Source organism: Pseudomonas sp. TWI923 (assembly GCF_039673365.1).
GTDB lineage: Bacteria > Pseudomonadota > Gammaproteobacteria > Pseudomonadales > Pseudomonadaceae > Aquipseudomonas > Aquipseudomonas sichuanensis.
On the sequence record NZ_JBDJLM010000002.1, the window covers coordinates 88941 to 103579 of the forward strand.

Consider the following 14639-nt stretch of genomic DNA (forward strand, 5'->3'; position numbering starts at 1 on the left):
AGCGCCGCCGCCTGTCATCCACGGCAAGGATGCTGTTCAGGCAGGTGGCGGATCAACCATGGATCGCCAGGATGCTGGAGTGCACCTTGTACAAGGTCTGTTCGGTGGTACTGCCGATCACCTTGGCCTGCCCTTCGTGGTACAGCGTGCCCATGACGACCACCTCGAAGCCATGCTGGTTGGCGTATTCACTGACAACAGTGCGAGCCGCGCCTCGCAGCACGTGCAGGTGATCCGGCTTGATGCCGTAATGGCTGGCGAATGTGCTCAGGCGCTTCCGCGCCCGGCCGGTCACGTCCTCGATCCTTTCATCAGTCCAGGCGACGGGTGCGGCGGCATAGGCGACGAAGCTGGCGCTGGGCTCCCAGGCCTGCAGCAGATGCAATTGCGCCCTGCAGGCGCGCGCCAGCAGTTGTGCTGCTTGCAGGATGCGTTCGTTGAGTTTGCGGATGGCCGGGTCATGTTCGACCAGGTCCACGGCGACCAGGATCTGCGCTGGCAGTGAGGCATCCGCCTGGGCCACCAGGTGCAGAGGGACCGGGCAGCGACGCAGCAATTGCCAGTCCAGTGGCGTGAGCAGGGCGCGGCTTACAAGGGTTTCGTGGCGAATGTCTTTTATCAGCATTTCCACCCGGTGCACTTGTGCCAAGCGGATCAGGTCCTTGAGCGGGTCTTCGTCTTCCAGTGTCTCGGCATAGGCAGTGATGCCCTGCTCGCCAAGCGCCGTCACCTGCTCGTGCAACCACGCCTTGCGGTGTTCCTCGTTCTGCCTGCGCGCGTTGCTGCGCAGTATCTGGTCCAGGGTGGCCAGGCGTGAAGGCAGGTGGTTCAGCAGCACCAGGTGCAACGTGCCACTCGTCGCCTTGGCCAACGCTTGCGCGCGCGCCAGGGCGGGCGAGGGGTGCAGGTCCGGGTGGCAGATCAATAACAGTCGTGTCAGGGCGTTCATGTTGGCCTCCACAGCAATGGCCGTCTCGCTGGCGGCATACCGGTTCAGGCCAAGGGTGGCGCGATGGCGCCCGGGGGCCTTGATTTTTATCAAGTACCGTCCAGTACAGGCTTCGATAATGGCAGGCCCAGACAACCGCGCAGCTGCGCCGGGAGGTGACCGATGAACCCGTATCGCCGGATCCTGCTGATCATGACCGAGGTCCGGGCCAGTGCCGCGCTGTCCCGGGCCATGGCACTGTCTGCGGCCTCCGGTGCTTGCTTGCATGTGCTGGGCATCCACGAAAGTGCCGAGCTGCGGCTGCGTCATGCCTTGCAGGAGCCTGCCTTGCCCTCTGCCACGTTCACGCACTTCGTCTCAGGGCTCAAGGCGTTGATCGATGTACAGCCAGCCGCTGGTGTGCGCCCAGGTTTCGAGGCTATGGAATCTTCCAGTCCGCGTGATCTGGTTTCAGGTTACATTGCCCGCTACGCACCTGACCTGGTAATCAAGGACTGTCCAGGCTGCGCCTTGTTCGATCAGGTGGCACAGGCCTCGCTCGACCAGGCGCTGTTGCATGCAAGCGCGGCACCGTTGATGTTCGTGCCGGCTGACGCCCCGGCTTTGCCTGGCAGCGTGCTGGTGGCGGTGGATGTCGCCAGCCCGACGTCGCAGAAGGACTCCCTCAACCATGAATTGCTCGCGGCGGGGCAGCAACTGGCGGCTCAATGCCGGGGGCAACTTCACGTGCTCTCGGTTTACGACCTGCCGGTCGCCATGCTGGCCAATCCTGACCTTGCTGGCCCCTGGGCTGACGAAGTACGCGAGTCGCTGAAGTTGCCGTTCGACGCCCTCGTCGATGCCCATGGCATCCCCCTCTCGCACCGCTATTTCAGCGAAGGGGCGCCAACGCGGGTGATCAAGTCGCATATCGTCAAGTTGAAGATCGATGTGGTGGTGGTCGGCGTGGTGCAGGCCAGAGGCTGGGCCAGGCTGATCGGCGATACCACCGAGCGACTCGTGAGCCATGCGCCGTGCAGTATTCTGGCCATCAGGCCTGCGCCTGCCAGTTGAGTCACAGGGCGTCGGCGCGTCGGCCCCACTGGGGCGGGCCTTAGGCTGTCCATTGTCCCCACCATCATCGAGCGTCTGGGGTGGCAGGTGCGCCTGCAGAGCAGGCGCCATGGGGGCTGGCTGCCACCTTGTCGTTGCCGATTGCCTGAGCCAGTCAGCCACTGGATTAGTCGTTGAGTGGGGCACGTCCATGTGGCGGGCAGCTGCGGTAGTGGATTTCCAGTTGCTGGAAGCCGGCAGTCTGTCTGCATCGATTCATTGACATCGAGGCACTGATGCCCAAGCAGTCCAAAATTTTTCCGCTCGCAGCCCTCGGTCAAGGGCGCGGCTCAAAACTTTACCGGCTCGGTGCGCGTTGATGGCCTGTTTAACGGTGATGCGCCGGCGCGCATCGGCGGCGGCACGGTAACCTTCGAGCCCGGCGCACGCACGGCCTGGCACACCCACCCACTGGGGCAAACGCTGATCGTCACCGCGGGCGTTGGCTACGTGCAGCAAGAGGGCGGCCCACGACGGGAAATACGGCCGGGCGACACTGTCTGGATTCCGCCGCACGTTCAGCCGTCTGCGCATCGCCTTGTTTTTCAGCAGTTCCGTGACCTCATGCAACTGTGTCGAGCTCAGACCGACGCGCAAGCTCGCCGCCATGTGCGAGCGCAATTGCGCCTCTACACCTGGTGTTGCCAGGGCCCCGACAGTCGCCAGTTCGCGGCTTTTCCAGTCGAGGTTGTCGCGCTCGAAGATATCGCCGAACTGATGGGGCTTTGGCTGGGCGGCTATAGGCCTTCGAGGCCTCCTATACTGCCCTTGTCAAATGATGGAGGCGAGGCATGGAGAGAGTGATTGAAGCCTGGCACCTGCCGGCGATCTTCCGCTCCTGCAGGCGCTGGCAGCTTTCCGGGCATACGGAGACGCGGTCAAGGGTGGCGCTCCTACAGAGAAAGTACGCAGGCTGTGGATTTTGGCGGACTCGCTTTACCAGGTGATCACAGATTTCCAAGTCTTGGTCGTTGGCGAACCTAGTTACACGTCCAGCTGACTGAGCGCCGGTAGCGTATCTGCTATGAGGATTTGCTTGAGGCAGCTGTTTCGGTGTTTCGATAGGTCCCAGGTCCGCGTCCTGCGCCACAGAATTGCGAGCTCCGGTTTCGTGGCGCGGACGGTGTGTAGAATATTCTTTACGCACGCACCATTTGCAAAACCGCATGCTAACTTATTGATTTTTATAGACTGATTTTGACTTTTTCAAGTCGTCAGCGGTTGAATTAACTTTATGTAAATCAAAGGCTTGTAATGCATCCGGCCACCACCTTGACATGGTGGGGGTCGTTGGTTCGAGTCCAATTGTGCCTACCAAACAAAAGCCCCGGGTAACCGGGCATCGAAAAGGGCGATCCGCAAGGGTCGCCCTTTTTGTTTGAGCAAGATTCTTGCCGCGGCACTTCGGCACGGGAGCGGCGGCTCCCGCGCCAGCCCCGCAGTCAACCCCTGCTGCCTTTACCGCCCGGCACATGCAGATAGGCCATGACGCTCTCGGTCAGTTCAGTCGCCAGCTTCACCGCTTCCTTGTTGCGTGCCATCACGCCGGCCACCAACCCTTCGATCAACGCCAGCACGGCGATGTTGGAGCTGGTCAGCACCGGATGATCGGCGGGCGCGAACAGTACATGGTGGGCAATGGCGGTCAGTGGCGAGGCCGGCGAGTCGGTGATCGCCAGTACCGTGGCGTTGCGCTCGCGGGCATAGCGCGACAGTTGCAGCGTGTCCTGGGAGTAGCGCGGCAGGGCGATCGCCAGCAGCACGTCCTGCTCGTCGATCACCGCCAGCCTGTAGGCTGCGTTCTCGTTGCCACCCTCCATGCTGATGGCCAGGGCGTCGTTGCAGAACGGTACCAGCGTAGAGGCTGCCAGGCTGGCCAGGTAGGCGCTGTTGCCAAACCCCAGCACATAGACCTTGCGAGCCGCGAGCAGACGCTTGACGAAGGTTTCGAAGGTGTCGGCCTGGTTGTTGCTGGCGGTCGTCGCCAGGTTGCTGCTGGCGCTCTGGATCTGTTCGTGCAGGCCAAAGTCGCCATCGGGGCGTTGGGCCAGCTCGTTGCGCAGCTTGTCCACCGGCGAGACCATCTGCTGCAGGGTGGTCACCAGCTCTGCTTTCATGCCGGTGTAACCGCCCAGGTCCAGGGCCTTGGCCAGGCGATTGACCGCCGCCGGCGAGGTCGCGGTGGCCTGGGCCATCTCTTCGATGGTCAGGGTCGCGGCCTTCAAGGGGTGGCGCAGAATGTAGTCGGCGACCTTGCGCAGCGAAGGCGGCAGCTCGGCCAGGCTTTCCGACAGTTTGCGCATGACCGGCGAGGCATACACGGTGGTGTTCTTCGAATGGCTCGGCATCCGGCGCGAAGCTCCCTGAAAAGTTGGGCCGTAGTGTATCCCAAGGCGCCCCGCGGCGGACGGCCGCAGAGCGCCGGGGGCTTACTTGAGGCTGCCCGCAAGGAATTGCCGCAGCCGCTCGGACTGCGGCCGTGCCAGCACTTCGCGCGGGGCGCCGCGTTCTTCGGCAAGGCCCTGGTGGAGGAACAGCAGCTGGTTCGACACCTCCCGGGCAAAGCCCATCTCGTGGGTAACCACGACCATGGTGCGGCCCTCCTGGGCCAGGTCCTGCATCACCTTGAGCACTTCGCCGACCAGCTCCGGATCGAGCGCCGACGTGGGTTCGTCGAACAGCATTACCTCGGGCTCCATGGCCAGTGCCCGGGCGATAGCCACCCGTTGTTGTTCGCCACCGGACATGTGCGCAGGGTAAGCGTCGCGCCGGTGGCTGACACCCACCTTGTTCAGGTAGTGCTCGGCCTTTTCACGTGCCTCCTTGCGGTTGATGCCCAGCACCTGCACCGGCGCCTCCATCACGTTGTCCAGTGCGCTCATGTGCGACCACAGGTTGAAATGCTGGAAGACCATGCTCAGCCGTGAACGCAGGCGCTGCAATTGCCGCGGATCGGCCGCCCGCAAACCGTCACGCGGGCATTCGCGCAACTTGAGTTGCTCGCCGTTGACCACGATCTGCCCGGCATTGGGTTGTTCGAGCAGGTTGATGCAGCGCAGGAAGGTGCTCTTGCCCGAGCCGCTGGAGCCAATGATGCTGATCACGTCGCCAGCGTTGGCCGCAAGCGACACGCCCTTGAGCACCTGGTGGCTGCCGTAGCTTTTATGCAGGTCCTGGATGTGCAGTTTATTCATCGGTCGGTACTCGTAGGTATCAGTCGCTGAGCAAGCGACCCTGGCGGATGGGGGTATTGCCGGCGACCTTGGCCAGCCACAGGCCCGGTTGGGCAAAGCGCAGGCGTTCGCGGGCGTAGAGAATGCCGTCGGTGCTGGCCCGGACCACGCTGTGGCGATCACTGAGCGGGTCGATCACTTCGAACAGCGGGTCGCCGACCCGCACCTGGGCCCCCAGGGGTTGCAGGTAGCTGACCACGCCGGGGTGCTCGGCGTAGGCGTACTGGGCGCCAGCGAATGGCGTGGCCTGGCAGCCAAGCGCCGGTGCGCTCGGCCAGTGGCCGCTGATCAGGCCTTGCTCGGCCAGGTAGCCGAGGATCTGCTCGGCGCTGGCCTGGCACTGCTCGCGGCCGGTGTCGGCCATGCCGCGCAGTTCGATGGTGGTGGCCACGCAGGCCAGGGGGATCTCGGCCTGGGGGAAGTGCGCGCGCAGCTGCAACCACGGCGCCGCACAGGCTTCATCGAACGCGTCGCCGCCGGCGCCTTCGGCCAGCAGCACCGCTTCGGCGCCCAGGCGCGCGGCCAGCGAGCGCAGCTGCGGCCAGTGCTGTGGCATGGCGTAGAGCAGCATCACCGATTCGAAATCGCAGTGCAGGTCCAGCACCAGGTCGGCGTCGCAGGCGTGGCGCAAGAGCAGCCGGCGCAAGCCGTCCAGCTCCGACTGCGGCGGCGGCAGGGCGTCGATGAGCTCGACCATGGCCTGGCGAATCGTTGCCACGTTGCTGGCCTCGTCGTCGCCCAGGCGCCCCTCCAGGTGCGCGGCGAGCGCCTGGGTCAGTGCCGGGAAGTCGCGGTTGAAATTCTTGCCGCTGTTGAATTCGAAACGGCCCTGATGGGTGGCCTGGAACATCTGGCCGATGCCGATCGGATTGGCCAGGGGCACCAGTTCGATGGTGCCGTTGAGCCGGCCTTGGGCCTCGAGCTCGAGCAGGCGCCGCTTGAGCTCGACGGCAACGCGCATGCCCGGCAGTTCGTCGGCGTGCAGCGCAGCCTGGATGTAGGCCTTGCGCGGCCCGTTGCCAAAACGCAACACGTGCAGGCTCCGCTGGGTGCCGCAGGCGCTCCAGGGCAAGGAATGGTCAATGTGCTGCATGCAGGCTCCTTAGTGCTTGCGTGGGGCCAGGTAGGCCAGCCAGTGGCGCTCGGCCAGTTTGAACAAGCGCACCAGCAGGAAGGTCAGGGCCAGGTAGATCAGCCCGGCGGTGATGAACGCCTCGAAGGGCAGGTAGTAGCGCGCGTTGAAGGTTTTTGCAGCGCCGGTGATGTCCACCAGGGTGACGATCGAGGCCAGGCTGGTGGTCTGCAGCATCATCAGCACCTCGTTGCTGTACTGCGGCAGGGCCCGGCGCAAGGCCGAGGGCAGCAGGATGCGCCGGTACAGGGTCAGGGGTGACATGCCCATGGCGCGGGCCGCTTCCAGCTCGCCGCGCGGGGTTGCCCTCAGGCTGCCGGCCAGCAGCTCGGCGCTGTAGGCACTGGTGTTGAGGGCGAATGCCAGGCAGGTGCAGAAGGTTGCGCTGGACAGGTACGGCCACAGCGGGCTTTGGCGCACGGCTTCGAACTGGGCCAGGCCGTAGTAGATGAGGAACAGCTGCACCAGCATCGGCGTGCCGCGGATCACGTAGGTGTAAAGCCAGGCGGGGTAGCGCAGCAGGCACCTGCGCGAAACCCGCATCAGCCCCAGGGGGATTGCCAGCGCCAGGCCGCAGGCCAATGAAATCAGCAGCACCTTGAGGGTCAGGGCAATGCCGTTCAGGTACAGCGGCAGGTTCTGCCAGATCAGCTGGTAGTCGAGCATCATCGCAGCGGCTCCCTTACAGCTCGGCGGCTTTGTAGCCGACCGAGTAACGTTGTCCCACGCCGCGCAGCAGCACCAGCGACACACTGGTCAGCAGCAGGTACAGCGCCGCCACGGCGAGGAAAAAGGTGAATGGCTGATGGGTGGCATCGGCCGCGTTCTTGGCCTTGAACATCATGTCCTGCAGGCCGATCACCGAGATCAGCGCGGTGGACTTGGTCAGCACCAGCCAGTTGTTGGTGAACCCCGGCAGCGCCAGGCGCACCATCTGCGGCAGGCTGATCCGCCAGAACACCTGCAGGCCGCTCAAGCCATAGGCCGCGCCAGCCTCGGCCTGGCCCTTGGGGATGCCCAGGAAGGCGCCGCGGAAGGTTTCCGACAGGTACGCGCCGAAAATGAAGCCCATGGTGCAGACCCCGGCGATGAAGGGGTTGATGTCGATGTACTGCGAGTAACCCAGGGCCAGCGCCAGGCGGTTGACCAGGTCCTGGCCGCCGTAGAACACCAGCAGGATCAGCACCAGGTCAGGGATGCCGCGCACCACCGTGGTGTAGACCTCGCCCAGCGCCGCCAGCCACTTGAGGGGGGACAGCCGGCAGGCGGCGCCGAACAGGCCCAGGCCGATGGCCACTGCCATGGCCAGCAGGGCCAGTTCGATGCTCAGCCAGGCACCCTCGAGAATGCTCGATCCATAGCCGTGAAGCATGATGAAAACCCTCGCAAGCCAGCGTTACTGGCCGTAGATATCGAACGGGAAGTACTTGCTCTGCACCTGCTGGTAGGTGCCGTTGGCGCGGATCGCGGCGATGGCGGCGTTGAGCCGCGCCAGGTTGGCGGTGTCGCCTTTGCGCACGGCGATACCGGCGCCACGGCCGAAGTACTGAGGGTCGCTGATGTCCGGCCCGACCAGGGCAAAGCCTTGGCCGGCGGGGGTCTTTATAAAGCTCTCCTCGGTGTTGACGATGTCGGCGAGGGTGGCATCCAGTCGCCCGGACACCAGGTCGAGGAAGGCTTCGTTCTGCGAGGCGTAGCGCACCACTTCGACGCCCGCAGGCTCCAGTTGCTCGGTGGCGAAACGGTCATAGGTGGATGCGCGCTGCACACCCACCTTGCGGCCCTTCAGGTCCACGGCAGGTACGTTGAGCTGGCTGCCGGCCTTCATCGCGAACTTGCCGGGCGTGTGGTAGTAGCGGTCGGTGAAATCGACCGACTTGAGGCGGTCTTCGGTGATCGACATGGACGACAGCACGGCGTCGATCTTGCGCACCTTCAGCGACGGAATCATCCCGTCGAACTCCTGGATCACCCACTGGCACTTGACCTGCATCTGCGCGCACAGGGCATTGCCGATGTCGTAGTCGAAGCCGGCAAGCTCGCCTTCGGGCGTGCGGTAGGAGAAGGGCGGGTAGGCCGCCTCGATGCCGATCCGCAGGCTTGCTTCATCGGCGTGGGCGAGGGCGCTGCAGGCACAGAAGGCCAGTGCGCCAAGAAGTCCGGTCTTGTTCATTTTATCGACTCCGGTGGGTGGGCAATGCCGCCCGGCGCTGCATGGGCGAGGGGTCGGCGGAATTGAAATTGACACAATTAATTTCACAAATCAATACGCTGAAAATAAACATGTCAAAAAGGCGATGCTCGGTTCACCCTGGCGGTCGAGCGGGCACCGGTACCCACCTCGACCCGAGGATGTATCTCTTTGTATCCGCCCCCGGCCTTTGCAACCTCGCTTACAAATACCGCTGCCGATGGATACGCCCCGGATACACGCCTGGGGCCAAATGCGTCAGCCCGAACGAAAAGCCTGCCGGCGATGTTCCGGGCCCTCATGGCACAACCCAACCGCTATCGGAGCAACACATGTCCAACACCAAGACTCGTATCGGCCTGCTCACCATCGCCCTGGTGGGCGGTATCAATCTCAGCGCCTCGGCCTTCGCCGTGGAGGCGCTGCCCCAGGGCTACCAAGTCGCTGCCGCCGGCAAGGTTGCGGAAGGCAAGTGCGGCGAGGGTAAATGCGGCGCCGGCGCAGCCCAGGCCAAGGGCGCCCAGACGGAAGGCAAGTGCGGTGAAGGCAAGTGCGGCGATGCCTCCTTCGCCCGTACCGACACCGACCATGATGGCCGTGTCTCGCGCGCCGAACTGCTGGCGGTGGCGCCCAAGGCCAATGCCGAGTTCGACGCCATCGACGCCAACCACGACGGCTACCTGTCGGAAGGCGAGGTGTACCAGTTCCGCAAGGGCCAGTTCGACGCCAATGGCAAGCCATTCCCGGCCGACCTGTACAGCAAGCTGAGCCAGGCCAAGAACTGAACCTCGGCAATACCCAAGGCACGACGCCGGGCCGCTGGCCCGGCCAAGCCTTCCCTTACCTTTGTGAAGGAGCAGCAGCATGACCCAGCAGACCACCATCCTCTACACCGCCCGCACCCACACCAGCGGTGGCCGCGACGGACGCGGCCAGGCCATCGACGGCGAGCTTGACCTGGCATTGAGCCCGCCCGGCTCCGGCCGCCCTGGTACCAACCCTGAACAGCTGCTGGCCATTGGCTGGTCGGCCTGCTTCATCGGCGCCCTGCGCCGGGCGGGGCAGAAGCTCGAAGTACGCCTACCGGAAGGTGTGGCGGTGGATGCCGAAGTCTCCCTGGGCAACAGCGCCGACGGCGGTTTCATCCTGGCTGCCCAGCTGACCGTGCACCTGCCAGGCCTGGCGCAAGTGGACAAGAAGAGCCTGGTGGACGAAGCCCATCAGATCTGCCCGTACTCCAAGGCGACGCGCGGGAACATCGAGGTGAACTTCGTCATTCCTTGAAGGGCACGTCCTGCGCACCTTGTCCGGGCGCGGGGTATCAATGCGCGTCGGCTGATGGCTGTGGCGGCGGCTGGACCTTGCGCATCAGGGGCACCAGCAGGGTGGCGACGGCAAAGCACAGCATGATCACCAGGAACGCATCGGCAAAGGTCAACGTCTGCGCTTCGCGCCAGGTCAGGCCCCACAGCTGGTGCAACGCCGCCTGGCCGGCGTCGAGGCTGTTCTGGCCCAGTGCCTGGGCGTTGTCGCGCCATTGCTCGAGCCAGCGGTTCATGCCCTCGTTACTGGCGTTCAGGTGTTCGGCCAGGCGCAGGAAGTGCAGGTTGGTGCGATCGTTGAGCACGGTCGCACAGGCCGCGATGCCGATCGCGCCACCGAGGTTTCGCATCAGGTTGAACAGGCCCGAGGCCAGTTTCAGGCGTGCTGGCGACAGTGCGCCCAGGGTCAGGGTCACGGTCGGCGGCACCGCCATCTGCTGGGCGAACCCGCGTATGGCCTGGGGCAGCAGCAGTTCCTTGGCGCCCCAGTCATGGGTGATCGACGAGAAGTCCCACATCGAAATGCCGAACAGCGCCAACCCCAGCATCAGGATCCAGCGCAGGTCCACGCGGTTGGCCAGAAAGGCGTAGACCGGGATGGCCAGCAACTGGAACACCCCGGTGGAGAACACCGCCAGGCCGATATCCAGTGCGCCGTAGCCGCGAACCCGGCCGAGGAACAGTGGTGTGAGGTAGATCGTGGCGAAAATCCCGATCCCGGTGATGAAGGAAAACAGGCAGCCCAGGGCAAAGTTGCGCTCGCGCAGGGCGCGCAGATCAACAATGGGGTCGTCGATCTTCAGGCTGCGCCAGACGAACAACACACCGCAGATGGCGGCCACCCAGGCCGTGGTGGCGATGGTGCTGTCACTGAACCAGTTCCAGCGCGGGCCTTCTTCCAGGGTGTATTCCAGGCAACCCAGAAACAGCGCCATCAAGCCCATGCCCAGGTAGTCGGCGCCCTTGAGCAAGGCCAGGTTGGGGCGGTCGACCTTGACCAGAAGCGGCACGGCGACGGTGACGAACAGGCCGGGCACCAGGTTGATGTAGAACAGCCAGTGCCAGGACGAGATATCGGTGATCAAACCACCCACCGCCGGGCCCAGGGTGGGGGCAAGCGAAGCGATGGCGCCGATCACCGAGGCGGCGATCACCCGTTGCTTGCCACTGAAGTAGATGAACGCTGTGGTGAATACCAGCGGGATCATCGACCCGCCGAGAAACCCTTGCAGTGCGCGAAAGGCGATCATGCTCTGGATGTTCCAGGCCAATGCGCACAGCAGGCTGGTCAGGGTGAAGCCGGCGGCCGAGGCGGCGAACAGCCAGCGTGTGCTCATCACCCGCGACAGCCAGCCCGACAATGGGATGACGATGATCTCCGCGATCAAGTAGGCCGTCTGCACCCAGGCGGTGTCGTCGGCGCCGGCAGAGAGCCCGCCTCCGATGTCCTTCAGTGACGCCGAGACAATCTGGATATCGATCAGGGCAATGAACATCCCGACGCACATGCAGGCAAAGGCCGTGACCTTTTGCGCGGGGCTGAGGGCGGGCAGTTCGCTGATCACGGCCGGCCTGCCGACGCAACCTCAGGCTGCGGCAGGGGCTGGGGCCTGGTATCGACTTCGGCAACCACCGACAGGCCCGGGCGCAGCGCGCCGAATTCGGCATCGCTGCCTTGCAGGCGAACGCGTACCGGCACCCGTTGCACGATCTTGGTGAAGTTGCCCGTGGCGTTCTCGGCGGGCAGCACGCTGAACTGTGCGCCCGTAGCCGGCGCGATGCTCTCGACGTGGCCCTGGAAGGTGCGGCCCGGCAGGATGTCGGCGGTAACCTTGACGGCCTGGCCCACCTGCATGCGGGAGAGCTGATCCTCCTTGAAATTGGCGTCCACCCACAGGCCGTGGGCGGGTACCACCGAAATCAACTGGCTACCGGCGGCGGCATAAGCCCCCACCTTGGCCCGGCGGTTGCCCACATAACCGTCCACCGGAGCGCGCAGTTCGGTGTAGCCGATGTTCAGTTGCGCCTGCTGGCGGTCCGCTTCGGTTTGGGCCAGGGCCGCAAGGGCCTGCTCACGCTGGGTGCCGATCACCGCCAGTTGCTGGCGCGCCGCCAGTAACCCTGCATCGGCGTGGGCGCGGTCGGCCAGCGCGGTTTTCCAGGTGGCTTCGACCTGCTGGGCACTTTGCACCGACACCGCCTGGCTGTTCACCAGGGTCTGGTAACGGGCGCGGTCGTGCTGGGCCCTTTGCGCTTCAGCGCTGCGCGCGTCGATCTGGGCCTTGGCCTGGCTGATGATGGCCTGCTGCAGCAGCTCGACTGCGTCCAGGTTGGCCAGGCGTGCCCGTTGCGCGGCCACGGCGCCGTCGGCTTTGGCCAGTGCCGCCTGGTAGTCGCGCACATCGATGCGCGCCAGCAGGTCACCGGCTTTGACGAACTGGTTGTCCAGCACCGCGACTTCGCTGATATACCCCGGCACTTTGGCGCTGATCACGGTGACGTCGGCGCCCACGTAGGCATCGTCGGTGTCTTCGATGAAGCGCGCGCTCGACCACCAGTGGCTGGCATAGCTCACGGCGCCGACCACCACGAGCGCCAGCGCGGCCAGGCGCAAGGCCGCTTTTTTCCGGCCCGGCTTGTTTATCGTGGGCGGGGCGGACTGCTCGGGGGCGGGGGCAACGTGAGCGTTCATGGCGTTCAATCCTCTACAGAGGCTTGGCTGGGGAGGGCGCTGGCCAGGGCATCGCCCTGGCGGTAGGCCCGCCCGGTTTCGGCGCGCCAATGGGTCAGCGGGTCGGCATCGGGCGAAATGCGCAGCCGGTGGTCGTCCGCAGTGATGGGGCGGCCGGTGTTGGTATCCACCAGCGCCAGGGCAACCGGCTCGCCGGTGTGCTCGTCGGCGAGGTAGACCTTCTTCGAGCCCTCGGCATGCTTCGCCCCCCAGGCCATCAGGGTCAGGATCACCGGGCGCAGGTCTCGGCCGGCCTCGGTGAGGTGGTATTCGAACCGGGGTGGGTTGTGCTGGTAGGGCTGGCGCACGAGCAGGTTTGATGCGGTCAGGTCGTTGAGCCGGCGGGTGAGGGTGTTGCTGGCGATGCCCAGGCTGTGCTGGAACTCATCGAAGCGGCGCAGGCCGTAGAAGGCGTCGCGCAGGATCAGCAGGCTCCAGCCGTCGCCGATGTGTTCGAGGGCACGGGCCACGGGGCAGGGCATGGGTTGGAAGCTGGCTTTCTTCATGGTCTTGACCTTGGATGTCATGCCTTGGATGGAGTGACTATCCTCTAGTAACTTTCATTATGCAAGTTACTGTGTCGGCCGTTGTACCTTCCACCCGACCGGACGCCACCGACAGCATGTCGCTGGTCTGCAGCAACCACAGGTTGGCCATTTGCCGGCCAATCTGGCTTGTTTCGCAAAGTTTTTGATTTTTTTGAAAAAAACGCTTTACAGGTAGGGCTTCGATCACTAATATGCGCACCACACGACAGGCACATAGCTCAGTTGGTTAGAGCACCACCTTGACATGGTGGGGGTCGTTGGTTCGAGTCCAATTGTGCCTACCAAACAAAGTCCCGGTTTACGGGCATCAAGAAGGGCGATCCGAAAGGGTCGCCCTTCTTGCTTTTGCGCGTCTGGTGCCCGGGCGGTCTGCCAGCATTACACCGGCAAGCTCTGGTACGGCTGCTCTTCCCCAGGGCTGCGGGCGAACTCGCGCTTGTACTCGCGGCTGAACTGCGAGGTGCTCTGGTAGCCGACCCGGTGCGCCGCCTGGGCCACACCCAGGCCTTCGCCGATCAGCATCTGCTGGGCCTTGAGCAGGCGCAGGCGCTTGAGGTACTGCATCGGCGCCAGGTCGGTGCTGCGCTTGAAGTGCTCGTGGAAGGTCGACACGCTCATGTTGGCCCGGCTGGCCAGCTCTTCCACGCTCAGGGCTTGGGCGTAATGCTCGCGCAGGAAGGCCAGGGCGGCGCCGATGCGGGCGAAGTGCCCCTGCTGTTCGACCAGCGCCCGCAACACCCCGGCCTGTGGCCCGCGCAAGGCGCAATAGAGCACCTCGCGCACCCGTGCCGGGCCCAGCACCTTGGCGTCCAGTGGGTCCTGCAGGCACTGCAGCAGGCGTTCGACGCTGTCGCGCATGGCCGCGTCCAACGCCGCCGAGCTCATCGACTGCGGGGTTTGCACCTGCACCGCCGGATCCGGTGCCAGGTTCATGCTTTGCACCAGCTCCCCCAACTGCGCCCGGTCGATATCCACCGATACACCCAGCAGCGGCGCGTCCGGGGTGGCGAAGGTTTCGCACATGAAGGGCACCGACAGCGCCTGGATCAGGTAATGCCCGGCCCCGTATTCCAGGGTGCGCGGGCCCAGGCGCGCCAGTTTGCTGCCCTGGGCCAGGATGATCAGGCTGGGCTCGTAGATCTGCGGGCTGCTGGCCACGTAGTGGTCCCAGGTCAGCACCTTTACCTGAGGCAGCATGGTTGGGACGAAGCCTGGGCGCGTGGCGAGGCCGCGGATCAATGAGCAGAGGGTGGCGTTGGCATCCACGTGGCGGGTGAGGTGCATGGTCAACCTGGGCAGAGAATCGGACAGTGGCATCTTCGCAGAATCGCAGTTCAGCGCCAGAGGTGGCCTGGCGATTCCGGAGAATCAGGCATGCATACCGGAGAATCGGCGATGGGCGAGGGCGGTTTGGGCGCCCAAAATGCGCCGCCTGAATCGT

At 64.6% G+C, this 14639-nt stretch carries 14 protein-coding genes, 2 tRNA genes and 2 pseudogenes; 6 read left to right on the plus strand and 12 right to left on the minus strand.

Annotated elements, in window-relative coordinates; translation table 11 throughout:
- Positions 1-52: 52 nt before the first annotated feature.
- The gene (locus tag ABE459_RS01530) at positions 53-949 is read right to left on the minus strand and encodes a universal stress protein (protein WP_346647902.1); all 897 of its coding nucleotides are present in this window, start codon (positions 947-949) and stop codon (positions 53-55) included.
- A gap of 162 nt (positions 950-1111) precedes the next feature.
- On the opposite strand from ABE459_RS01530, the gene ABE459_RS01535 reads away from it, so the two are divergent.
- The gene (locus ABE459_RS01535) at positions 1112-2002 is read left to right on the plus strand and encodes a universal stress protein (RefSeq protein WP_346647903.1); all 891 of its coding nucleotides are present in this window, start codon (positions 1112-1114) and stop codon (positions 2000-2002) included.
- Between the two features lie 275 nt (positions 2003-2277).
- Positions 2278-2557 (plus strand): annotated as a pseudogene (locus tag ABE459_RS01540) (cupin domain-containing protein); the annotation flags it as partial.
- Here the strand turns inward: ABE459_RS01540 and ABE459_RS01545 are convergent.
- Positions 2472-2755: pseudogene (locus ABE459_RS01545) on the minus strand (carboxymuconolactone decarboxylase family protein); the annotation flags it as partial. The pseudogenes ABE459_RS01540 and ABE459_RS01545 overlap by 86 nt on opposite strands.
- Positions 2756-3286: 531 nt before the next feature.
- Here ABE459_RS01545 and ABE459_RS01550 point away from each other — a divergent pair.
- Positions 3287-3358 (plus strand) — tRNA-Ser (locus ABE459_RS01550).
- Positions 3359-3483: 125 nt separating this feature from the next.
- Here the strand turns inward: ABE459_RS01550 and ABE459_RS01555 are convergent.
- The 6 genes from ABE459_RS01555 to ABE459_RS01580 form a co-directional block, all read right to left on the minus strand.
- Positions 3484-4389: a MurR/RpiR family transcriptional regulator gene (locus ABE459_RS01555; protein WP_323831741.1), complete on the minus strand. Its 906-nt coding sequence runs from the start codon at positions 4387-4389 to the stop codon at positions 3484-3486.
- 81 nt (positions 4390-4470) lie between these two features.
- Positions 4471-5235 carry an ATP-binding cassette domain-containing protein gene (locus tag ABE459_RS01560; protein WP_346647904.1) on the minus strand — a complete coding sequence of 255 codons (765 nt, stop codon included), beginning with the start codon at positions 5233-5235 and terminating at the stop codon, positions 4471-4473.
- Between the two features lie 19 nt (positions 5236-5254).
- Positions 5255-6367, minus strand: a complete 1113-nt coding sequence (locus ABE459_RS01565; RefSeq protein WP_323831737.1) for a succinylglutamate desuccinylase/aspartoacylase family protein — start codon at positions 6365-6367, stop codon at positions 5255-5257.
- Between the two features lie 9 nt (positions 6368-6376).
- On the minus strand, positions 6377-7075 hold the full coding sequence (locus tag ABE459_RS01570) for an ABC transporter permease (protein WP_110994742.1): 699 nt from the start codon (positions 7073-7075) through the stop codon (positions 6377-6379).
- 13 nt (positions 7076-7088) lie between these two features.
- Entirely contained in the window at positions 7089-7778 is a 690-nt protein-coding gene (locus tag ABE459_RS01575; RefSeq protein ID WP_323831735.1) for an ABC transporter permease, read from the minus strand.
- A 24-nt stretch (positions 7779-7802) separates the two neighbouring features.
- The gene (locus ABE459_RS01580; RefSeq protein WP_125464482.1) at positions 7803-8579 is read right to left on the minus strand and encodes an ABC transporter substrate-binding protein; all 777 of its coding nucleotides are present in this window, start codon (positions 8577-8579) and stop codon (positions 7803-7805) included.
- A gap of 350 nt (positions 8580-8929) precedes the next feature.
- Between ABE459_RS01580 and ABE459_RS01585 the strand changes: the two genes are divergently transcribed.
- Entirely contained in the window at positions 8930-9382 is a 453-nt protein-coding gene (locus ABE459_RS01585) for a hypothetical protein (RefSeq protein ID WP_323831733.1), read from the plus strand.
- Between the two features lie 79 nt (positions 9383-9461).
- Entirely contained in the window at positions 9462-9881 is a 420-nt protein-coding gene (locus ABE459_RS01590) for an organic hydroperoxide resistance protein (RefSeq protein WP_258704545.1), read from the plus strand.
- Between the two features lie 37 nt (positions 9882-9918).
- Here ABE459_RS01590 and ABE459_RS01595 read toward each other — a convergent pair whose 3' ends face one another.
- From ABE459_RS01595 to ABE459_RS01605, 3 genes are read right to left on the minus strand one after another with little or no spacing between them, the layout of a single operon-like run.
- Positions 9919-11427, minus strand: coding sequence for a DHA2 family efflux MFS transporter permease subunit (locus ABE459_RS01595; protein ID WP_258706621.1), 1509 nt, complete (start codon positions 11425-11427; stop codon positions 9919-9921).
- A gap of 53 nt (positions 11428-11480) precedes the next feature.
- A complete protein-coding gene (locus ABE459_RS01600) occupies positions 11481-12611 on the minus strand; it encodes an HlyD family secretion protein (RefSeq protein ID WP_323831730.1) in 1131 nt (376 codons plus the stop codon).
- Positions 12612-12616: 5 nt separating this feature from the next.
- On the minus strand, positions 12617-13156 hold the full coding sequence (locus ABE459_RS01605; protein WP_323831728.1) for a helix-turn-helix domain-containing protein: 540 nt from the start codon (positions 13154-13156) through the stop codon (positions 12617-12619).
- A gap of 249 nt (positions 13157-13405) precedes the next feature.
- Between ABE459_RS01605 and ABE459_RS01610 the strand changes: the two genes are divergently transcribed.
- Positions 13406-13482: transfer RNA gene (locus ABE459_RS01610), tRNA-Val, on the plus strand.
- 94 nt (positions 13483-13576) lie between these two features.
- On the opposite strand, the gene ABE459_RS01615 is transcribed toward ABE459_RS01610, so the two are convergent.
- Positions 13577-14482, minus strand: a complete 906-nt coding sequence (locus ABE459_RS01615) for an AraC family transcriptional regulator (protein WP_125464476.1) — start codon at positions 14480-14482, stop codon at positions 13577-13579.
- Positions 14483-14639 lie beyond the last annotated feature (157 nt).